Here is an 18,866-nt window from a genome sequence, read left to right on the forward strand (position 1 = left end):
TCTTTGCTGTGATTGCGAAAGCGGTTGGTACGGCGGGTCGACGGTCCGCCGTCAGTTCTCGACGATGATGCGATAGGTGCCCGGCAGGATCGCCTCGTCGAGCGCACCGCTCAGGTTCGAGAGCGGATACCGGTTCTGGATGAGCGGGGTGAGGTCGACCTGCCCCTGACGGATGAGCTTGGCTGCGACGTAGAAGTCCTGCTTCTCGCTCGAGACGACGCCGATGACGCGACGCTCGTTGTTGTGCAGGTCGTTCGGCGCGACCTCGATCGGGGTCTCCGGATGTGCGGAGGCGAAGACCACGAAGGTCCCGCGCTCGGCGATCATCTGCATACCCTGCTCGTTGGCGACCCGGTGCCCGATGGCCGCGATGACGATGTCCGCGCCGCGTCCGTCCGTCAGCTCCTTGACCACCGCGACCGGGTCCTGCTGGGAGGCGTCGATCGTGACGTCGGCGCCCATGGCCTTGGCCTTGGCGAGGCGACCGGCATCGACTTCGGAGACGATGACGCGTGCACCGCGCTTCTTCATCGCGATGAGGTTCATGAGTCCCATGACGCCCGCACCGAGGATGACGACGTCCTGGCCGACCTCGGCACCGGAGAGCCGTGCGGCATGCAGCGCGCAGGAGAGCGGTTCGGCCAGGCATCCGATCTCCGCAGGTACCTCACCGATCGGGAAGAGGCCGTCCGCGGGGTGCACCTTCAGCTCGGAGAAGCCTCCCGGCCCCCAGCCCTCGTCGTACGCCACCGCACCGTCGTAGTGCTGGGCGCAGGCGCGATCCTTGCCGGTGTAGCACCAGTGGCAGCTGCCGCAGGCGGACCCGCCGAGGGCGACCCGGTCGCCGACGGCGAGGGTCCCCCGGTATCCGGGGCCGAAGGAGACGATCGTCCCCGCGACCTCATGCCCGCCGATGAACGGGAACTTGTTGGACTGCGCACCGCTGTAGGTGCGCTGCTCCCAGGTGCAGATCGCCGTCGCCTCGATGCGGATGAGCGCCTCACCATAGTTCGGAGTCGGGGTGGGGATGTCGACGAGTTCGACCTTCCCCACGCCGGTGATCGCGCCGGCCCGGAAGCTCGACTTCACATCAGTCTCTGCGGTGGTTGTCATGTGGTGCCTTCCTTCATCGAGGTGTACGCGTCCGCGCCCGGGATTGTCGCGGAATCAGCGTCGAGTACCGGTTCGACCGGCATCCCGGCGGGAGTCGCCGGAGGTCTGAGGGTGATGAGCACCCCGAGGATGATGATTGCTGCGCCGACGATGACGGCGACGGCGATCTGCTCGTGGAAGACGATCCAGGCCACGAAGATGCCGAACACGATCACGAGGCTGCCGAGCGCGCTCACCGAGGTCACCGTCGTGTATCGCACGGCAAGGGTGACGGAGGCGAGGGCGACGGCGTTGACCGTGCCGGCCAGCAGAAGAATGAGGATCTGGTGGGGGCTCAGTGCGCTGTACACCTCGCCCAGGCGGCCGCCGCTGCGGATGAGCACGGCGACGAGGAGGGCGATCACGCCTCCGAGGTTGGTCAATGCCAACGCCGTAATGAAGGTGCGGGGGCGGCGCTGCACCGTGCGGCTGGCCGCGTTGCTGAGCATGTAGCAGACCCCGGCGCACATGCTCAGCACGAAGCCGAGGACGGCGAATCCGTCGATCTGGATGCTCGTGAAGCCGGGGATCGCGATGGTGGCGAGGCCGATCGCCACGATGCCGATGCCGATGAGCTGGCTGCGAGTGGGCGGTTCACGCAGCACGACGGCGGAGACGAGCGCGCTGCCGAGCACGATGCCGCCTTGGCTCGCCGCGGTCGCCACGGCAAGCCCCACCCAGTTGAGGCCGGTGAACAGGAACACGTTCCCGACCAGGAAGCTGATGACGCCAGCCGCCATGAGGAGGCCGACGAAGCGTGCTCCGATGAACTCCGGCGACCGGGGCCGGAGGGCCGGAGGCCGCAGCACGAGGAGTGCGGTCGTGGCAAGCACCAGGAGGGGGAGCTGCCGGATCAGCGAACCCGCGAAGGGGTCGACATCCGCGGCGACGGAACGCAGGAGTGCGTTCACCGTCGCGTAGGACGCTGCAGTCAGCACGGCGAGCAGGGCGCCGATACTGGCTGCGGAGCGGGTTTTCGCCCACCCCGTCGCGGGTCGCTGATCCGACATGATGGTTTCTCTACTCCCCTTCAGCCGGCGGAAGTGGATCCGCGCAGGGCCCGTAGGGCTGCAGGATCGACGAACCACACGCGTCGGTGATGTACTGCGGCTGCGGACCCATGAACGGGATCGCACCCACGACGCACACGATGACGTAGATCACGAGGAGCTTGATCGGGTGCCAGCCGCGCTTGAGCAGCCACCAGGTGAGCACGACGAGAGCCAGCGGGAGCAGTCCCGGGAGGATCTTGTCGAGGACATCCTGCTGGATACGCACCGTCGTCTCGCCGGCCTGGACCGTCCATCCCACGTAGACCTTGACGAACTGAGCCGTCAGGCCGCCGAGGACGATGTTTCCGAGAACACTCGCTCCCAGGATCACCTTGTCCATCAACCCCGACTTGAGCACGGAGGTGACGAACGATCGACCCTGCTTGTACCCCTGGGTGTACATGATGTACGTCACGCCGATGCTGAACACGGCGACGAGGATGAAGTACAGGATCGGGCCGAGCGGATTGCCGGTGATGCCGGTCAGATCCCCGCTCTGCTGAACCTGGGCGCCGAGACCGGTGATGCTGATCCCGAGTGCGATGAGCAGCGGAACGACGATGCCCTGGCCGATCGTGTCACCGATGCCGGCCATCGGGCCCATGAGGCCCGTCTTGGTCGACGTGATGGCGTTGTCGGTGATCTCCTCGCCGTTGGCCTTCTGCTCCTCCATGGCGATCGTGACGCCGTGGATGACCGCACCGAAGTCCGGTGACGTGTTGAAGAACACGAGGTGGCGCTGGAGCGCTTCCCTGGTCTGCTCCTTGTCCCCGCCGTACAACCGCTTGATGATCGGCGTCATCGCGTGGGCGAATGCCGACGCCTGAAGCCGCTCGTAGTTGTAGTTGGAGTGGGAGAAGAACGTCCAGATCAGCCAGGACATCAGCAGATCTTTGCGGGTGATCCTCTTTTCGCCGCCTGCGGCGGTCGCACCGCTGGTTGCGGTTTCCGTGGAGCTCATCGTGCTGCCTCCGATTCTGCTGACTTGTCCGAGCGAAGCTTTTCGGACTTGGGTTTGCTGGCATTGCTCACGCGGTCCCCGAGGAAGACCACGTGGAGGAAGGCGAGCGCGACACCGATGACGGCGAGCACCATGATCGACACCTCGTTACCGAGGACGACCATGACGAGGTAGCCCACGAAGAAGTAAGGAATCGCCGAGCCCAGGAAGATGAACTTCATGTTCATGGCGATGCCGATCGCGGGCAGGATGCCTCCGGCGATCGCGAGACCGCCCAGCAGCCACACGGGGAATCCGTTGATCACATCACCGATGAAGCTTGCGCCGATGAAGACCGCGATGGTCACCGGCACGAAGGTGATGAGGAACAGCCACGCCTGCGGGTAGAGGATGTTCGCGCGAACGACCCCGCCGATGTCGGCTCGATCGGCCGCCCGGTCCGCCATGTGCATGAAGGCCGAGTCGACCGTCATCCTCGCGTTCCAGACCACCGTTCCGAGGAGCCCGATCGGGACTGCGATTGCAAGGGCCGCCCCGTAGTTGAGGCTTCCGGCGATCGCGATCGTCGTTCCGACCCATCCGGCCAGCCCGGGGTCACCCGGAATGGCGCCGCCGGCCGAGATGAAGCCGAGGTAGATGAGGTTGATGGCCGCACCGATGAGCGCGCCCTGTCCCGGGTCTCCGAGGATGACACCCACGAGCAGGCCCGCGACGAGCGGTCGGTTCAGCGTGTAGAAGCTGAGGCCGGCGATCCACGGGGACTGCGACAGGTAGTAGCCGAGTCCGATGAGGATCGACTGGAAGAGCGAGATCGTGACCGTTGTGGACGGCTCGACCTCCGTGAGCGTCATCGCCTGGACCGCTGTCGGGATCCCGATGATGACCACAAGGGTAGATATCACCAGTGATATCTTCGCGCCGCGTGAAAGCCGACGCTCTCCCTTCGGATTCTTAACCATGTTCAGACTCCATTCGAGTTGGTTGCCGGAGGGGCAACTGATGAGAACGGAACCGCGCTGTCGTCCGCGACTATGCGGATCTCCACCTTGGTTCCCAGCCGTTCGAGTGCGTGCATCGCGTCGATTTCGGATGCGCTCGCTGAGATGTTGCGATACAGCTTCGAACGGTTTGACGCAGCACCCATTCCGCCGATGTTCAGCAACGGAATGGGCACTCCCTGCTCCACCATCCGCAGGACCGAGATGGGGCTTCGGACCAGCACGAAGGCGCGGTCGGACGATTCGGCGAGCTCCGTGATCCGGGCTGCTGCGTCGTCCACTGTGTAGACCTCGACCTCGACCCCGGCTGGGGCTGCGAGGACCAACACGTCTGAGAGGAACTCGTCGGCCGCCGTCTCGTCGTCAGCGACGACGATGACGTCGGCCCCGAGGGCCCGATACCAGACGGCGATGACCTGACCATGGATCAGGCGATCGTCGACTCTTACCAGAGATAATGTCATTTAAAAAGTGCCTCCTTGCACTGGGTGGTGTCCCGGGCCCGCTTGGTCAATCCAGCGGTCCGGGGTTCGTGTAGCGGATGACAGCGCCCGTCTCGGCGATGAGTTCAGCGGGGTCGACGCCGTCGACGGGGGTGGCCGAGAGCGCGAACTCCAGGAGCAGCGGAAGCGATGCCCCGGCGACGATCCAGCGCACGCTGCCGAGCTGGCCGGCCTTGGCGATGAGGTTGGCCACGTTGTCGGGGGTCCCGCCGGCGAGGTCGGTGAGGATGAGGTCGGCGGCCGAGTCCGCGAGGAGCTGCAGCATCCGGTCCCGGAGCTCCTGCGGCGTCTCCCCGGGGAAGAGGCCCAGAGAGGCGACATCCGGCAGTTCGCCACCGATCATCCGCGCGCTGCTCACCAACGCTTCAGGCAACTCTCCGTGACCTGCGACCAGAATCCTCATTGCTCCCGCTCACACCTCGTTGTATGCTATGAAAAAGTTTTCATAAAAAGATATGCATTTCAGACGTGTCTACCAGTCGTCGAAGAGCGTTGTCAAGAATGACGCGGATTCCGGATGTATCCGCGGTCTAAAGTGGGCAACGTCACCTCGACGGACGTGAGAGGAGGCCCCCGTGGGTCGCAGGGCGAGTGCGCACGAAGACTCCATGCTCAGACTGGTCGCGCACCTCTACTACATCCGGGAACTGAACCTCAAGGAGATCAGCGAGATCACCTCGCTGTCCCCCGCCACGATCTCCCGGATGAACCGCCTCGCCCGCGAGCGCAAGGTCGTGACGATCAGTGTGGCCGCCGCAGAATCGGACTTCGACGACCTCGCGATCCGACTGAGCTCGCAGCTCGGAACATCCTTCGTCATCACCCCCGGCCATCGTGTCGACTCGGTCAAGCAATCGCGCATCTGCGGCGCCGCCGCGGCGCCCTACATCGTCGAGAGGCTGCCCTCCGACGGGCTCGTGGGCGTCTCGGCGGGACACACCATCAACGGCATGCTCGCCTCCATGCGCAAGACGCCAAGGCCCCGCCTCGGCATCCTTCCGCTCATGGGCGGCTGGAACGCCGCCTACTCGCACCTCGACGCCAACACGCTCGTGCGGGGCATGGCGGAACGGTTCCAGGCCACGAGCTACCCGTTGCACGCCCCCGCACTGTGCGACTCACTGGAGTCGCGCACGACGATCCTGACCAACGACACCGTGCGTGAGACCACCGAGCGATGGGATCACCTGGATGCCGCCGTCTACGGGATCGGCGCACCGGGGATGCTGCAGACCTCGGCCTACGCCTGGACCGGGAGCAACGACGCCCTCATCGCCGAGGAGTTCGCCGAACTCGGAGTTGTGGGCAACATCCTGGGCCACCTCTACAACGTGCACGGCGACATCATCCAGCACGAATGGACCGAGCGACTCATCACCGTGAGCCTTCCACAACTCAAGAGGATCAAGACCTCCATCGCCCTGCTGTGCGGGGAGGACAAGGTTTCGGCACTGGTCGGCCTCGCACGGACCGGGCTCAGCTCGCTCATCGTCACCGATGACCTCACGGCCCTCAGCGTGTTGGATTACCTGGCGAAGGAGGCCGGCGAGGCGTGAGCCGGATCCAGCCGGGCCGGACCTGACCGCTACCGGGGCTACTCGCTCCGGATCGACAACACGCTCTCGGAGCCGAGTGCGAAGTCTCCCGGCCGGTCTCCCACCGCGTCGATGAGGATCCGCGATTCCGCGGACAACCGGTCCTCGGCGGGGAACCAGGTACGGTCCGGCGACACGAGGATGACGAGCCCGTCGATGTCGCCGACCGGGGCGAACCGGTCCCGTGGCTCGAGGCCGTAGGGCTCGACGCCCGCCTCGGCGGCGAGCATGCCGGCCGTCGCCAGGACATCCGGAACCGCCACCCCGACCTCGCTGACGCACAGCAGGTCGCCGCTGCCGAAGTCTCCGTCGACGGCGTTGCCGAGGTCGCGCCGGATGATGAACTCGAGCACCGAGCCGTTCGGTCCGGCGAAGTAGAACGAGCGGGCATTCCAGCCCGCGTCGTACTCGAACTCGTCCTCCCCGCCCCTGGACATGACCTCCGCGCGCTGCGACACCCACCGTTTGGCCGCGTCGAACTTGTTCGACGGGATCGTGAACGCGAGGTGGTGCACTCCGCGGGTCTCCGGATTGTGTCGCAGGGTCAGTGTCGTGGCACCCACCTGCACGACCGCGGCACCGGGTTCGCGGGTGACGGGAAGGCCGAGCACCGTCGCGTAGAAGTCCGCCGCCTCGACGGAATCCTCCACATCGACCACGACTCCTGAGATCCTCATGCGCCCAGTCAACCCGACGTCGCGGTCGCGGTCAAAGGCCTGATCCATGACGGTGGCCGGCCGTAGGCTGTCATCATGGCCCGCCCGACGACCGACTATCGCTGCACCGAGTGCGGCTGGACCTCCGTCAAATGGGTCGGTCGCTGCGGCGAGTGCCAGGCGTGGGGCACGATCGTCGACACGGCCGAGGCGACCGGGATCATCCGCTCGATCAAGCCGGTTCGGGTCGCCGACGAGCGCGCCGCCCGTCCCATCACCGAGATCGGCGCTGCGGATGTCGCCCACTGGCCGAGCGGCATCGGCGAGTTCGACCGCGTGCTCGGCGGCGGCATCGTGCCGGGGGCGACGATCCTGCTGAGCGGTGAGCCGGGGGTCGGCAAGTCGACGCTCCTGCTCGAGGTCGCGAGCCGCGCCGCCCGCACCGGTCAGCGCGTGCTCTACATCACGGCGGAGGAGTCGGCCAGCCAGGTGCGGCTGCGCGCGCAGCGCACCGGCGCCCTCGACGACGACCTCTACCTCGCCGCCGAGACCGATCTCGCCACGGTGCTCGGCCAGATCGACCAGGTCAGGCCGCAACTGCTCATCGTCGACTCGGTGCAGACCGTCTCGAGCTCGCTGAGCGAAGGGCTCGCGGGGGGCCCATCGCAGGTGCGGGAGGTGGCGGCGACGCTCATCCGGGTGTCGAAGGACCGCAACCTGCCCGTGCTGCTCGTCGGGCACGTCACGAAGGACGGCTCGATCGCCGGCCCCCGCCTGCTCGAACATCTCGTGGATGTCGTCTGCCACTTCGAGGGCGACCGCCAGACCGCGCTGCGATTCATCCGCGCGCAGAAGAACCGGTTCGGACCGACCGACGAGGTCGGCTGCTTCGAGATGACCGGGGACGGCATCGCCGAGGTCACCGACCCGAGCGGGCTGTTCCTCAGCCGCAGCAAGCAGGCCGTGAGCGGGACCTGCGTCATGGTCGCAGTCGAGGGGCGGCGGTCGCTGCCAGTCGAGGTGCAGGCACTCATCGGGTCGACCCCCTCCCCGCAGCCGCGGCGGGTCGTCAACGGCGTCGACTCCTCGCGCGTGGCCATGCTGCTCGCAGTGCTCGACCGGCGCGCAGGTCTCAAGCTCGGCGACAGGGATGTCTACGTGTCGACGGTGGGCGGCATCAAGGTGACCGAGCCGGGCGCCGACCTCGCGATCGCCCTCGCCCTGGCGAGCGCCGGCCGCGAGCAGGCTCTGCCGCGCACGCTCGCCGCAGTGGGCGAGATCAGCCTGGCCGGGGAGATCCGGCCGGTGTCGAATGCGAAGCAGCGGATCGCCGAGGCGAAGCGACTCGGCTTCGACACGGTGCTGGATGCGGGGGCCGGCCAGCTGCAGGACGCCATCGCGGCCGCGTTCCCCGCGACCGGCGGCGTTGCACCCTTCTAGTCATTGCGCCGCTCCCAGAGGAGCGGTACTAGTTCAGGATGAACTGCACATCGTTCGACTTGAGGTCGCCGAGGTTGATGTTGAGGTGGTAGCTGGCACCACCAGCCGGAACCATCGGGCGATCCGTGTCGCACGTCGTCGGCGACGACCGGGTGCGGTCCCAGGCGATCGGATTCGTCGATTGCGGCACGTTCGGCTCCAGGATGACCGGGGCGTCCACGGCATCCGACTGGCAGTCCTTCGAATTCCAGTAGAGCTCGTCGCCGCTCGTGATGAGGTACTCCTGCTGGGTGGTGCCCGCGTTGATCGTGCACGATGTCGCACCCGTGTTCGTCACGGTGAGGTGGATCATCGGGTTCTCGCCCGCGGCATAGGTCGACTTGTCGGTGACCGCCTCCAGTTCGACGACGCCCGCGGCGCACGCGGCATCCGGATCGGTCGGGGCCTCCGATTGGGAGTTCGTCTCCTTGACGTTCGGGGTCTTGGGCGTCTCGCCGCGCGGCTGGATGAAGAGGAGGATGATAATGACGATCACGGCGAGCAGGAGAAGTCCGACGACGAGGCGCCGTCGCCAGTACACGTTGCTCGGCTGGGGGCCGACGGGATTGCGGAACGTCGACATGACCTAAGGGTAGACGGCGTGCCGCCGGAACCGGCGGTCGGGGACGGCGTGCCGCTAGTTAAGGTACTTGATCATGCGCGTGTTGCCGAGGGTGTTGGGCTTCACGCGCGCGAGGTCCAGGAACTCGGCGACGCCCTCATCCGGAGACCGCACGAGCTCGGAGTAGACCTCCGGGTCGATCTCGCCATCCTCCATCTGCTCGAAGCCGTTCCTCTCGAAGAAGTCGACCTCGAAGGTGAGGCAGAACAACCGGCTGAGGCCGAGCGAGCGCGCATCCGCCTCGAGCTGTGCGAGGAGCGCGTGGCCGACCCCCTTGTGCAGCCACTCGGATGCCACGGCGAGCGTGCGCACCTCGGCGAGGTCCTCCCACATGACGTGCAGCGCACCGCATCCGATCGGGTTGCCCTCGCCGTCCTCGGCGACCCGGAACTCCTGGATCGCCTCGAAGAAGACGACCGTCTCCTTGCCGAGCAGGATGCGCCGCTGCACGAGCGGTTCGACGAGTTCGCGGATGAACCACACGTCGCTCGTGCGGGCGGGGCGCACCGGGAAGGTCATGGATCGATCCTATGGCCGGTCACGGGAGCGACGAAGATGCCGCCTATGAGACATCCCACAACAGGCGGTAGTACCGGATGCGCTCCGCCGCGTCGGCATCGCCGGCTTCGACGCCGTACGCCGCGTAGACCGCCGACTCGTACCCCGGACCGTAGTTCCACACGGTGCTCCACGCCGCGACGGCGAGGTCGGCCCAGCGGTCGGCGACGCCGAGTATACCGAGATCGACGTGGCCGGTGAAACGGCCGCTGTCGTCGATGAGCGTGTTCGGGGCGCAGGCGTCGCCGTGGCAGACGACGAGGTCGAGGGGCGGCATCCGGTTCAGCGTCTCGCGCACGTTCTCGATCGAGAGGCCGCGGTGTTCGGGCATCCAGTCGGTGGGCGTCGTGTTGCCGGGCCTCGTGTCGCCGGGCCCCGGGCCAGCTGCGACCCGCTCTTCGAAGCGTGCCACGCGCTCCTCCACCGACCAGGTGAACGGGCACGCGGCGACCGGCAGAGTGTCATGCAGCATCCTCAGCCCACGCCCGAGCTCCTCCGCCGCGCGCTGCGGATCCGCGAGCCACCGTGGGGACACGGCCGACCCCCCAGCGATCGCAGCGGTGACGAGCCATTGGTCGTCGCCAGCCCTGCCGACCTCGAGCACCTCGGGCACCGTCACGAACGGGCCTGCCCAGACGAGTCGCTCAGCTTCAGCGGCGAAGTCGATCTCCGGGTGACCACCGGCAAACCACTTCACATACCGATCGTCGCCGAGCCGGAAAGTGAGCCCACCCAGCTCGTTGCGCCAGACGGGAGTAACAGCATCGCCCGCCGCGAGCCGCTCGACGACCGGTGGGATCGCCACCGGGCCGTCGGGCGCCGCGGCAAGCGGATGCATATTGCGACGTGCGCGCTACTTGGCGGCCGCGGACGCCTCGAGCTCGTCGATCTTCTCGCGACCCAGCTGCCGGCTCGTCGTGAAGACGAACTCGCCCTCGACGAAGTCGACGTGCACGTGGTCGCCCGCCGTGAGCTCACCCTGCAGGATGCGCTCGCTCAGCCGGTCCTCGACCTCGCGCTGCATCGCGCGACGCAGCGGCCGTGCTCCGAGCGCCGGGTCGAACCCGACGTCGATGAGCCGCTCCTTGGCAGCGGGGGTGAGGTCCACGGTCAGGTCGCGGTCCAGCATCCGGTCGCTCAGGCGCTTCGTGAACAGGTCCACGATCTGCAGGAGCTCCGGCTTGCTGAGCTGCGGGAACACGATCGTCTCGTCGACACGGTTCAGGAACTCGGGCTTGAAGTGCTTCTTGAGCTCCTCCACGACCTTGCCGCGCATCCGGTCGTAACCGGTCGCGGTGTCGCCCTCGACCTGGAAGCCGACCGGGCCGCCGGTGATGTCCTTCGTCCCGAGGTTCGTGGTCATGATGATGACGGTGTTCTTGAAGTCGACGACGCGGCCCTGGCCATCCGTCAACCGACCCTCTTCAAGAATCTGAAGCAGCGAGTTGAAGATGTCGGGGTGCGCCTTCTCGATCTCGTCGAAGAGCACGACGCTGAACGGCTTGCGGCGCACCTTCTCGGTGAGCTGGCCGCCCTCCTCGAAGCCGACGAACCCTGGAGGGGCACCGAACAGCCGCGAGACGGTGTGCTTCTCGCCGTACTCGCTCATGTCGAGCGAGATGAGCGCGTTCTCGTCGTCGAAGAGGAACTCGGCGAGCGCCTTGGCGAGCTCCGTCTTACCGACACCGGTCGGACCGGCGAAGATGAACGAACCGGATGGCCGCTTCGGGTCCTTGAGGCCGGCCCGCGTGCGGCGGATGGTCTTCGCGAGCACCGCGACGGCCTCCTCCTGGCCGATGACGCGCTCGTGCAGCGCCTTCTCCATGAAGACGAGACGCGCGGTCTCCTCCTCGGTGAGCTTGAACACCGGGATGCCGGTCGCCGCGGCGAGAACCTCGGCGATGATGCCCTCGTCGACGACGCCGGTCGTGCCGGCCTCGCCGTTCTTCCACTGCTTCTCGAGGCGCAGCCGCTCACCGAGCAGCTTCTTCTCCTCGTCGCGCAGGGACGCGGCCTTCTCGAAGTCCTGCTCCTCGATCGCGGCCTCCTTCTGGCCGCGAACGCCCGCGATGCGGTCGTCGAACTCGCGCAGCTCCGGCGGGGCGGAGAGGATCGACAGGCGCAGACGAGCGCCCGCCTCATCGATCAGGTCGATGGCCTTGTCCGGCAGGAAGCGGTCGCTCACGTAACGGTCGGCGAGGTTCGCCGCCGAGACGAGAGCGCCATCCGTGATCGACACCTTGTGGAACGACTCGTACTTGTCGCGCAGTCCCTTGAGGATGTTGATGGTGTGCGGCAGGGTCGGCTCGTGCACCTGCACGGGCTGGAAGCGGCGCTCGAGCGCGGCATCCTTCTCGAAGTGCTTGCGGTACTCGTCGAGCGTCGTCGCGCCGATCGTCTGCAGCTCACCGCGGGCGAGCAGCGGCTTCAGGATGCTGGCGGCGTCGATCGCGCCCTCGGCTGCCCCGGCGCCGACGAGGGTGTGGATCTCGTCGATGAAGGTGATGATGTCGCCGCGCGTGCGGATCTCCTTGGTCACCTTCTTGAGGCGCTCCTCGAAGTCACCGCGGTAGCGGCTACCGGCGATGAGGCTGCCCAGGTCGAGCGTGTAGAGCTGCTTGTCCTTGAGGGTCTCGGGCACGTCGCCGCGCACGATCGCCTGGGCGAGGCCCTCGACGACGGCGGTCTTGCCGACGCCGGGCTCGCCGATCAGGACGGGGTTGTTCTTGGAACGGCGGGAGAGGATCTGCATGACCCGCTCCATCTCCTTCTCGCGCCCGATGACCGGGTCGAGCTTGCCGTCGCGGGCGGCCTGCGTGAGGTTGCGACCGAACTGGTCGAGGATCTGGCTGCCTGCCTGCGCGCCGGCCTGCTCGTTCGCGCCGACCTGCACCTGCTCCTTGCCCTGGTAGCCGGAGAGCAGCTGGATGACCTGCTGGCGAACGCGGTTGAGGTCCGCACCGAGCTTGACGAGCACCTGGGCAGCGACGCCTTCACCCTCGCGGATGAGGCCGAGCAGGATGTGCTCCGTGCCGATGTAGTTGTGGCCGAGCTGCAGCGCCTCGCGCAGGCTCAGCTCGAGCACCTTCTTGGCGCGCGGGGTGAACGGGATGTGCCCGGTGGGCTGCTGCTGGCCCTGGCCGATGATGTCCTGCACCTGCTCGCGCACGGCATCCAGCGAGATCCCGAGCGATTCGAGCGCCTTGGCGGCGACCCCCTCGCCCTCGTGGATCAGGCCGAGCAGGATGTGCTCCGTGCCGATGTAGTTGTGGTTGAGCATCTTGGCCTCTTCCTGGGCCAGGACAACCACGCGACGGGCACGATCGGTGAATCTCTCGAACATCTCACATCTCCTCGGGCACCGCGCAGGTGTGGGTGCCGTTACAAAGAGAGTAACGAGGGGAGGCTGCGGATACTGCCCCTGTTCGCCATCGGCGTTATGCCCGCTTCCCCCTCCGTTGACTCGGGTCATTCTGCGGCCTGCGGTGGAGTCCGACCCGCAGAATGACCCGAGTCAACGGATGTGTGGGCGAGTGGGGAGGCGGGGAGGCGCGCGCTGCCCGGTTACGGGGTGGCGAAGGCCAGGCAGATGCCGGCGGCCGCGTCGGCGGGGAGCGGGATTCCGGCATCCGCGAGGTCGGCGACGAGCTTGTGGTCGGATGCGGTCGGCGGGTTCACGTCCGCGCAGTCGCCGACGTGGAAGTTGGCGTCGCTGAAGGAGTCGTCACCGTAGCCCTGAACGGCGACCTGGAAGGCCGGCAGCCCGGTGGCGAGCGCCCCGCGCGCCATGCTGAGCGTGAGTTGCCAGGTCGCGTCGGCATCCACCTCGGTGCCCGGCGCGTTCGCGACCAGGGCGAACCGCGGCGGGAACGAGCGCCGGCTGTCGGACAGCACCGTATAGAACCCCGGCGGCGTCTCCTGTACCGAGTCGTCGAGCAGGTTGGTGACGGCCGCCATGGCCGCCATGAAGGTCAGGATGCTGCGCTCCGGGAGCGGGCCGAGCCAGTCGGCGTAGCCGAGGATCCCCGGCAGCCGCCACATCGTGGCGGTGCCCGCGGGTGGCACAGTCGCCGCGATGTCGTCGTAGTGTTCGGCGAGCGTCGCAACCGTCGCATCCGTCTGCGTCGACAGGATGCGCTGCAACGCTCCCGCGCGGTCTGCGCCGAGGGTCATGGTGAGGCCGGTGCCGACGACGGACTGGATCTCACCCCAATACGCGAGTTCGGCGGCATAGTCGACGGGCGTGCGCTCGAAGGAGGTCTGGCGGATACCGGCATCGCCGGCCTGCACCGAGAACTCGCGGTCGAACGGTTGCAGGTCCGGGCCGCGCAGCACGTCGTCGATCCGGGTCGCGACCTCGCCGATCGTGCTGGCCGGCACCCCGTCCCGGAGTGCGACGGTCACACTGGCCGTCCGGTAGATCGGCACGACGCTGGACTCGGCCGACTCCACGCCGTCACGGGCGCGCAGCTCATCGGTGAGTTCCGTGAGCACCTGGTGCGCGACGATGCCCTCCTGCACCTGCCCGACGACGTCTTCCCCGTCATGCCACAGCGAGCATCCGGAGAGCACGACGGCCAGAACGGCCGCTGTCGCCGAAGCACCGAGAAGCCTTCGCATCCGAACCCCCGCTCACCACGTTAGCGACTCACCGGGAAAGCTGGGAGCCTGCTGGGAGCACGAGGCCTCGATCCACGAGCGGTGAGTAGCCTATGGCCGGAGGCGATCATGGACGACAGGATGCAGGAGCCCGACGCTGAAGGCGACGCCGACGCTACGCCGACGAAGCCGTTGCCCGATGCATCACGGAATCCGGCGGGACCGGATGCCCCGACTGAGCCGTACGATCCGTCGGCGCCGAACGATCGGCTCGCGCCAAACGAGGCAGCGGCCACGGGCCCCACCGAGCCGCTCTTCCCCTACGTGCCGATCGCCGGGAGCGAAGCGGATGCCAACATGGCTCCCGCATTCGCCGCGCCGCCGGCCCGATCGCGCAGGGCCGTACTGCCCTGGATCCTCGGGGCCCTCGCGCTCATACTCCTCGTCGCGCTTCTCCTGGTTCTGCTGCGCCTCGTCCCCACTGCGGCACCTTTGCCGACGAACAGCCCTTCGCCGACAATATCCGAGACCCCCGCCGCACCGACGGAGCAGCCCAGCGACGAGCCGGCCGCCCCGTCGGAGAGTCCGTCACCCGAGCCCGAGCCTGAGCCTGAGCCGACTCTGAGCATTCCCCCCATCCCGACCCCGTCGCCGGAGCCGTCGGACTCGGCCGATCCGGAGCCGACCCCTTCGCCCTGACCATCGTCAACCTCTCGGTGCTCAAGAACGACCGGGCCCGCGCCATCCGGTTCTCGACGCTGCGGGCGATCTGTGACGCACTCGGATGCGAAGTCGGCGACCTGCTCGTGCTGGCGCCCGGCGACTGAACCTCGAGGGCCACTCAGCCCAACTCGCCCGCGGCGATGAGCCCGTCGAGGCGGTTGAAGTTCTCGTCCATGCCACCGTCCATGTCGGCGAGCATTCCGTCGCGGTCCTCGAGCGTCGGGAAGACGGAGAGCCCCGTCAGGCGGCTGCGGCCGGCGTCGAGGTCGGCGAACTCCAGGATCTCGAGGTTCGGATGCCCCGGGTTGCCCTCGAACTCCCACGTCTGCACGAGGCGGCTCGGCTTGGTCACTTCGTGGAATGTCCCGTGGAAGGCCCACTCCCCGTTACCGCTGCCGGAGACGACGACGTAGCTCCAGCATCCGCCGGTCCTCGCATCCCACTCGCGCATCCGCACGTGCGTGCCGACCGGGCCGATCCACTTGCCGATGAGGTCCTCCTCGGTGTGCGCGCGGAAGACGAGAGCGGCGGGCGCCTCGAACTCGCGAGTGAAGGCGATGGTGAGTTCCCCGGGGAGGGCGGCCACGGTGCGCTTGCTGGTCATTCAGGACTCCTTGAGTTCTTCGAGGACGGCATCCAGCCGCTCGTATCGCGATTCGAGGCGCAGTCGGTGCGCTTCGAGCCAATCGGCGGTGCGGATGAGGGATGCCGCCTCGAGGCGCACGGGGCGCGACTGGGCGACCCGGCTCCGCGAGACGACGCCGGCGGCCTCGAGCACTTTGATGTGCCGCGACACCGCCTGCAGCGAGATCGGGAACAGCGCGGCCAACTCGTTGACCGTCGCATCCCCCTCGGCGAGCCGCTCGACGATCAACTGCCGAACCGGGTCGCCGAGGGCTGCGAACGTCTCGACGAGTTCGAGCTGTGCCAGCATCCTTCACCTTATTCTACCTTTTGGTTGAATAACTCTACGACCGGGCGGCCTCCTGCGCAACCCGCTTCGCCGCGGTACCTGTCCCAAATGAAGGCAATCTGGCGGTCAGGTGCCGAACAGGCCCGTCGCTGCGGTACCCGACCTGCGCGACTGCCTTCATTTGGGACAGAGTGCGGCGGGTTAGCATGCCGGTATGAGCAACCTCGAGGTCGAGCCGCAGGAACTCGTCTGCGAGGCGGATGCCGTCCCGGCCGGCCGGGTCGAGTTGCTCGAGCCCCGCGACGTTCCACTCGGCGGCCCCCGCGCCATGACCGTGCGCCGCACCCTCCCGCAGCGCGGCCGCTCCCTCATCGGCGCGTGGTGCTTCGCCGACCATTACGGGCCGGATGATGTGGCCGCGACGGGCGGGATGGTCGTGCCCCCGCATCCGCACACCGGCCTGCAAACGGTGAGCTGGCTCTTCGCGGGCGAGATCGAGCACCGGGACTCGACCGGAGCGCACGCCATGGTGCGCCCTGGCGAACTCAACCTCATGACGGCGGGGGCCGGCATCCAGCACTCGGAGGTGTCGGTTTCGACCCTTCGAGGGCCTCAGGGGGGTCCAAGCTCAACCGGAGAAGGGTCCGGGATGCTGCACGGCGTGCAGTTGTGGACCGCACTGCCCGAAGCCGATCGCCACCGCGCGCCGATGTTCGAGCGCTTCGTCCCCGAGGTCTTCGACCACGAGGGGGCGAGCGTGAGCGTCTTCCTGGGGAGCCTGCTCGGGCGCACGTCCACCGCGAGCGCCTTCACGCCCATCGTCGGCGCACAGTTCGACCTGCCGGCGAACACCACGGTCACCGTGCCGGTCGACGCCGGGTTCGAGCATGGCGTGCTCGTCGACACCGGCACGGTCACGCTCGATGGAGTCACGATCCCGGCCGCGCACATCGGCTACCGTGCGCCGGGTGCGACGCAGCTCACGATCGCGAGCGGCGAGGAGGCGGCGCGCATCCTGCTGCTCGGCGGCGAACCGTTCGCTGAAGCCATCGTCATGTGGTGGAACTTCGTCGGCCGCAGCCACGACGAGATCGTCGAGTCGCGCACCCGGTGGATGGCCGAGGTGATCGACGGCGCCGATCCGGATGGGCGCTTCGGCCGGGTGGCCGGCTACGACGGCCGTGCGCTCCCGGCGCCGGAGATGCCGAACCTGCGGCTCAGGCCGCGAATCTAAAGCTGTTCGGCCGGCGGCAGCCCGCGCTTCGCGCGCTCCTCGGCCTCGATCTCGGCGTAGACCTTGCGCTCGGTGCGGTCGGAGTGGATGATCGCGCGCATGACCAGCCAGAAGATGAGACCGACGAGGATGGTCGGCACGACCGAGTAGATCGCGTTCGCCCAGAAATCTTGAAGCACGGTTCCTACGCTACTTCACCAGCGGGAACGGTACTCACTTGACCAGCGGGAACAGGATCGTCTCACGAATGCCCAGCCCGGTGACCGCCATGAGCAGCCGGTCGATCCCCATCCCCATCCCGCCGCTCGGCGGCATCCCGTGCTCGAGCGCGGCGAGGAACTCCTCGTCGAGCCGCATCGCCTCGACATCGCCCTTCGCGGCGAGCGCCGCCTGCTCGACGAAACGCTCGCGCTGGATCACCGGGTCGACGAGCTCGGAGTATCCGGTCGCCAGCTCGAACCCGCGGATGTACAGGTCCCACTTCTCGACGAGCCCCGGCTTCGACCGGTGGTCGCGCACGAGGGGCGAGGTCTCGACGGGGAAGTCGGCGACGAAGGTGGGCCGCTCGAGCTTCGACTTCACGAAGTGCTCCCACAACTCCTCGACGAGCTTGCCGGCGGTCGGATGCTGCACCTCCAGCTCGAGGCGGTCGGCGACATCCTGCAGCTCGTCCTTCGAGGTTTCGGGCGTGATCGGGATTCCGGATGCCTCGCTCAGCGACTCGTACATCGACAGCCAGTCCCACTCGCCGCCGAGGTCGTACTCGGTGCCATCCGCCCAGGTGACGACGTGGGAGCCGGCGACGGCGAGCGCCGCGTTCTGCACGAGCTCCTGGGTGAGCTCCGCCATCTGGTTGTAGTTGCCGTACGCCTGGTACGCCTCGAGCATCGCGAACTCGGGGCTGTGCGTCGAGTCGGCGCCCTCGTTGCGGAAGTTCCGGTTGATCTCATACACCCGCTCGAGCCCGCCGACGACGGCGCGCTTGAGGAACAGCTCTGGCGCGATCCGCAGGAACAGCTCGGTGTCGAAGGCGTTGCTGTGCGTCACGAACGGGCGGGCGCTCGCCCCGCCGTGCATGGTCTGCAGCATGGGCGTCTCCACCTCGAGATAACCGTGCGCGGTGAAGGTGGCGCGCAGCGAGGCGTTGACGGATGCCCTGGCCCGCACGGTGTCCCGCGCGGCGGCCCTCGAGATGAGGTCGAGGTAGCGCTGGCGCACCCGCGTCTCCTCGCTCAGCTCGGAGTGCAGGTTCGGCAGGGGACGGATGGCCTTGGCCGCGATCCGCCACTCCTTCGCGAGGATCGACAGCTCGCCGCGCCTGCTTGAGATCACTTCACCGGAAACGAAGACATGGTCGCCGAGGTCGACGAGCTCCTTCCACTCCTCGAGAGAGGCCTCACCCACCTCCGCGAGAGAGACCATCGCCTGGATGCGCGAGCCGTCACCCGACTGCAGCGCCGCGAAACACAGTTTGCCGGTGTTGCGCAGGTGCACGACGCGGCCGGCGACGCCCACCGTGACGCCGGTCACGGCGTCCGCCTCGAGGTCGCCGTACTTCTCGCGCAGGGCGGGGATCGTATCGGTGACGGGGAGCTCGACCGGGTACGCCTCGGCGCCGGACGCGATGAGCCGCTCGCGCTTGCCGAGCCGCACGGCCTTCTGCTCGCTGACTTCGGCCTCGGTGAGTTCGGGGTCGGCGGGGTTCTCGGTCATCGGTGCGGTTCTCCTCAGGTCTCGGCAAGTTTACCGAGGGTCTTGGGGTGGGACGCGCGGGGGATGGGTGTTCCCTCCTCAGCTCAGACATTGGGAGGTTCCGACGGC

20 protein-coding genes and 1 pseudogene are annotated in these 18,866 nt (G+C 67.5%); 5 read left to right on the forward strand and 16 right to left on the reverse strand.

Annotated elements, in window-relative coordinates:
- Window positions 1-51: 51 nt before the first annotated feature.
- The 6 genes from ABD678_RS00235 to ABD678_RS00260 are packed head-to-tail and all read right to left on the reverse strand — an operon-like array spanning window position 52 to window position 5,069.
- Entirely contained in the window at window positions 52-1,113 is a 1,062-nt protein-coding gene (locus tag ABD678_RS00235; protein WP_344752540.1) for a zinc-dependent alcohol dehydrogenase, read from the reverse strand.
- Complete coding sequence (locus tag ABD678_RS00240) at window positions 1,110-2,162, reverse strand: DMT family transporter (protein WP_344752542.1); 1,053 nt, start codon at window positions 2,160-2,162, stop codon at window positions 1,110-1,112. The genes ABD678_RS00235 and ABD678_RS00240 overlap by 4 nt, the downstream gene beginning before the upstream one ends.
- A 10-nt stretch (window positions 2,163-2,172) precedes the next feature.
- The gene (locus ABD678_RS00245; protein WP_344752544.1) at window positions 2,173-3,165 is read right to left on the reverse strand and encodes a PTS system mannose/fructose/sorbose family transporter subunit IID; all 993 of its coding nucleotides are present in this window, start codon (window positions 3,163-3,165) and stop codon (window positions 2,173-2,175) included.
- Complete coding sequence (locus tag ABD678_RS00250; RefSeq protein WP_344752546.1) at window positions 3,162-4,067, reverse strand: PTS mannose/fructose/sorbose/N-acetylgalactosamine transporter subunit IIC; 906 nt, start codon at window positions 4,065-4,067, stop codon at window positions 3,162-3,164. Before ABD678_RS00250 ends, ABD678_RS00245 begins: the two co-directional genes overlap by 4 nt.
- A gap of 59 nt (window positions 4,068-4,126) precedes the next feature.
- Window positions 4,127-4,627, reverse strand: a complete 501-nt coding sequence (locus ABD678_RS00255) for a PTS system mannose/fructose/N-acetylgalactosamine-transporter subunit IIB (protein WP_344752549.1) — start codon at window positions 4,625-4,627, stop codon at window positions 4,127-4,129.
- A 46-nt stretch (window positions 4,628-4,673) separates the two neighbouring features.
- A complete protein-coding gene (locus ABD678_RS00260) occupies window positions 4,674-5,069 on the reverse strand; it encodes a PTS sugar transporter subunit IIA (RefSeq protein ID WP_344752551.1) in 396 nt (131 codons plus the stop codon).
- 205 nt (window positions 5,070-5,274) lie between these two features.
- On the opposite strand from ABD678_RS00260, the gene ABD678_RS00265 reads away from it, so the two are divergent.
- Window positions 5,275-6,222 (forward strand): sugar-binding transcriptional regulator, encoded by a 948-nt coding sequence (locus ABD678_RS00265; RefSeq protein WP_344752553.1) that lies wholly within the window; start codon window positions 5,275-5,277, stop codon window positions 6,220-6,222.
- Between the two features lie 38 nt (window positions 6,223-6,260).
- Here the strand turns inward: ABD678_RS00265 and ABD678_RS00270 are convergent, their stop codons facing one another.
- Window positions 6,261-6,938 (reverse strand): VOC family protein, encoded by a 678-nt coding sequence (locus ABD678_RS00270; protein ID WP_344752555.1) that lies wholly within the window; start codon window positions 6,936-6,938, stop codon window positions 6,261-6,263.
- Window positions 6,939-7,013: 75 nt separating this feature from the next.
- Here ABD678_RS00270 and radA point away from each other — a divergent pair, with 75 nt between their 5' ends.
- Window positions 7,014-8,357 carry a DNA repair protein RadA gene (gene radA / locus ABD678_RS00275; RefSeq protein WP_344752557.1) on the forward strand — a complete coding sequence of 448 codons (1,344 nt, stop codon included), beginning with the start codon at window positions 7,014-7,016 and terminating at the stop codon, window positions 8,355-8,357.
- 28 nt (window positions 8,358-8,385) lie between these two features.
- Here the strand turns inward: radA and ABD678_RS00280 are convergent, their stop codons facing one another.
- The 5 genes from ABD678_RS00280 to ABD678_RS00300 all read right to left on the reverse strand — a co-directional run bounded on the left by ABD678_RS00280 (window position 8,386) and on the right by ABD678_RS00300 (window position 14,196).
- Window positions 8,386-8,979 (reverse strand): hypothetical protein, encoded by a 594-nt coding sequence (locus ABD678_RS00280; RefSeq protein WP_344752559.1) that lies wholly within the window; start codon window positions 8,977-8,979, stop codon window positions 8,386-8,388.
- 54 nt (window positions 8,980-9,033) lie between these two features.
- Window positions 9,034-9,537, reverse strand: coding sequence for an amino-acid N-acetyltransferase (locus ABD678_RS00285; RefSeq protein ID WP_344752561.1), 504 nt, complete (start codon window positions 9,535-9,537; stop codon window positions 9,034-9,036).
- Between the two features lie 43 nt (window positions 9,538-9,580).
- A complete protein-coding gene (locus ABD678_RS00290; protein ID WP_344752563.1) occupies window positions 9,581-10,414 on the reverse strand; it encodes an aminoglycoside 3'-phosphotransferase in 834 nt (277 codons plus the stop codon).
- A 15-nt stretch (window positions 10,415-10,429) separates the two neighbouring features.
- Window positions 10,430-12,919, reverse strand: coding sequence for an ATP-dependent Clp protease ATP-binding subunit (locus ABD678_RS00295; protein WP_344752565.1), 2,490 nt, complete (start codon window positions 12,917-12,919; stop codon window positions 10,430-10,432).
- Between the two features lie 221 nt (window positions 12,920-13,140).
- Window positions 13,141-14,196 carry a hypothetical protein gene (locus ABD678_RS00300; protein WP_344752567.1) on the reverse strand — a complete coding sequence of 352 codons (1,056 nt, stop codon included), beginning with the start codon at window positions 14,194-14,196 and terminating at the stop codon, window positions 13,141-13,143.
- 81 nt (window positions 14,197-14,277) lie between these two features.
- Here ABD678_RS00300 and ABD678_RS00305 point away from each other — a divergent pair, with 81 nt between their 5' ends.
- Entirely contained in the window at window positions 14,278-14,874 is a 597-nt protein-coding gene (locus ABD678_RS00305; RefSeq protein ID WP_344752569.1) for a hypothetical protein, read from the forward strand.
- A pseudogene (locus ABD678_RS00310) lies at window positions 14,871-15,002 on the forward strand (helix-turn-helix domain-containing protein); the annotation flags it as partial. The gene ABD678_RS00305 and the pseudogene ABD678_RS00310, both read left to right, overlap by 4 nt.
- A gap of 14 nt (window positions 15,003-15,016) precedes the next feature.
- On the opposite strand, the gene ABD678_RS00315 reads toward ABD678_RS00310, so the two are convergent.
- Together ABD678_RS00315 and ABD678_RS00320 are read right to left on the reverse strand one after the other, a co-directional pair.
- Window positions 15,017-15,502, reverse strand: a complete 486-nt coding sequence (locus ABD678_RS00315; protein ID WP_344752571.1) for an SRPBCC family protein — start codon at window positions 15,500-15,502, stop codon at window positions 15,017-15,019.
- On the reverse strand, window positions 15,503-15,832 hold the full coding sequence (locus tag ABD678_RS00320) for an ArsR/SmtB family transcription factor (RefSeq protein WP_344752573.1): 330 nt from the start codon (window positions 15,830-15,832) through the stop codon (window positions 15,503-15,505). It abuts the gene before it with no gap.
- Window positions 15,833-16,025: 193 nt separating this feature from the next.
- Here ABD678_RS00320 and ABD678_RS00325 point away from each other — a divergent pair, with 193 nt between their 5' ends.
- The gene (locus ABD678_RS00325) at window positions 16,026-17,045 is read left to right on the forward strand and encodes a pirin family protein (protein ID WP_344752575.1); all 1,020 of its coding nucleotides are present in this window, start codon (window positions 16,026-16,028) and stop codon (window positions 17,043-17,045) included.
- Here the strand turns inward: ABD678_RS00325 and ABD678_RS00330 are convergent.
- Together ABD678_RS00330 and lysS are read right to left on the reverse strand one after the other, a co-directional pair.
- Window positions 17,042-17,224, reverse strand: coding sequence for a hypothetical protein (locus tag ABD678_RS00330; protein WP_344752577.1), 183 nt, complete (start codon window positions 17,222-17,224; stop codon window positions 17,042-17,044). The two genes, ABD678_RS00325 and ABD678_RS00330, sit on opposite strands and share 4 nt — an antisense overlap.
- 34 nt (window positions 17,225-17,258) lie before the next feature.
- The gene (gene lysS, locus ABD678_RS00335) at window positions 17,259-18,758 is read right to left on the reverse strand and encodes a lysine--tRNA ligase (RefSeq protein WP_344752578.1); all 1,500 of its coding nucleotides are present in this window, start codon (window positions 18,756-18,758) and stop codon (window positions 17,259-17,261) included.
- Window positions 18,759-18,866 lie beyond the last annotated feature (108 nt).

This window comes from Leifsonella bigeumensis, assembly GCF_039537265.1.
Taxonomy (GTDB): Bacteria; Actinomycetota; Actinomycetes; order Actinomycetales; family Microbacteriaceae; genus Terrimesophilobacter; species Terrimesophilobacter bigeumensis.

Excerpts from the sequence above, each read along its gene's own strand:
- ABD678_RS00235 (WP_344752540.1), bottom strand. The coding sequence starts at position 1,113 with ATGACAACCACCGCAGAGACTGATGTGAAGTCGAGCTTCCGGGCCGGC.
- ABD678_RS00240 (WP_344752542.1), bottom strand. The coding sequence starts at position 2,162 with ATGTCGGATCAGCGACCCGCGACGGGGTGGGCGAAAACCCGCTCCGCA.
- ABD678_RS00245 (WP_344752544.1), bottom strand. The coding sequence starts at position 3,165 with ATGAGCTCCACGGAAACCGCAACCAGCGGTGCGACCGCCGCAGGCGGC.
- ABD678_RS00255 (WP_344752549.1), bottom strand. The coding sequence starts at position 4,627 with ATGACATTATCTCTGGTAAGAGTCGACGATCGCCTGATCCATGGTCAG.
- ABD678_RS00260 (WP_344752551.1), bottom strand. The coding sequence starts at position 5,069 with ATGAGGATTCTGGTCGCAGGTCACGGAGAGTTGCCTGAAGCGTTGGTG.
- ABD678_RS00265 (WP_344752553.1), top strand. The coding sequence starts at position 5,275 with ATGCTCAGACTGGTCGCGCACCTCTACTACATCCGGGAACTGAACCTC.
- ABD678_RS00270 (WP_344752555.1), bottom strand. The coding sequence starts at position 6,938 with ATGAGGATCTCAGGAGTCGTGGTCGATGTGGAGGATTCCGTCGAGGCG.
- radA (WP_344752557.1), top strand. The coding sequence starts at position 7,014 with ATGGCCCGCCCGACGACCGACTATCGCTGCACCGAGTGCGGCTGGACC.
- ABD678_RS00280 (WP_344752559.1), bottom strand. The coding sequence starts at position 8,979 with ATGTCGACGTTCCGCAATCCCGTCGGCCCCCAGCCGAGCAACGTGTAC.
- ABD678_RS00285 (WP_344752561.1), bottom strand. The coding sequence starts at position 9,537 with ATGACCTTCCCGGTGCGCCCCGCCCGCACGAGCGACGTGTGGTTCATC.
- ABD678_RS00290 (WP_344752563.1), bottom strand. The coding sequence starts at position 10,414 with ATGCATCCGCTTGCCGCGGCGCCCGACGGCCCGGTGGCGATCCCACCG.
- ABD678_RS00295 (WP_344752565.1), bottom strand. The coding sequence starts at position 12,919 with ATGTTCGAGAGATTCACCGATCGTGCCCGTCGCGTGGTTGTCCTGGCC.
- ABD678_RS00300 (WP_344752567.1), bottom strand. The coding sequence starts at position 14,196 with ATGCGAAGGCTTCTCGGTGCTTCGGCGACAGCGGCCGTTCTGGCCGTC.
- ABD678_RS00315 (WP_344752571.1), bottom strand. The coding sequence starts at position 15,502 with ATGACCAGCAAGCGCACCGTGGCCGCCCTCCCCGGGGAACTCACCATC.
- ABD678_RS00320 (WP_344752573.1), bottom strand. The coding sequence starts at position 15,832 with ATGCTGGCACAGCTCGAACTCGTCGAGACGTTCGCAGCCCTCGGCGAC.
- ABD678_RS00325 (WP_344752575.1), top strand. The coding sequence starts at position 16,026 with ATGAGCAACCTCGAGGTCGAGCCGCAGGAACTCGTCTGCGAGGCGGAT.
- lysS (WP_344752578.1), bottom strand. The coding sequence starts at position 18,758 with ATGACCGAGAACCCCGCCGACCCCGAACTCACCGAGGCCGAAGTCAGC.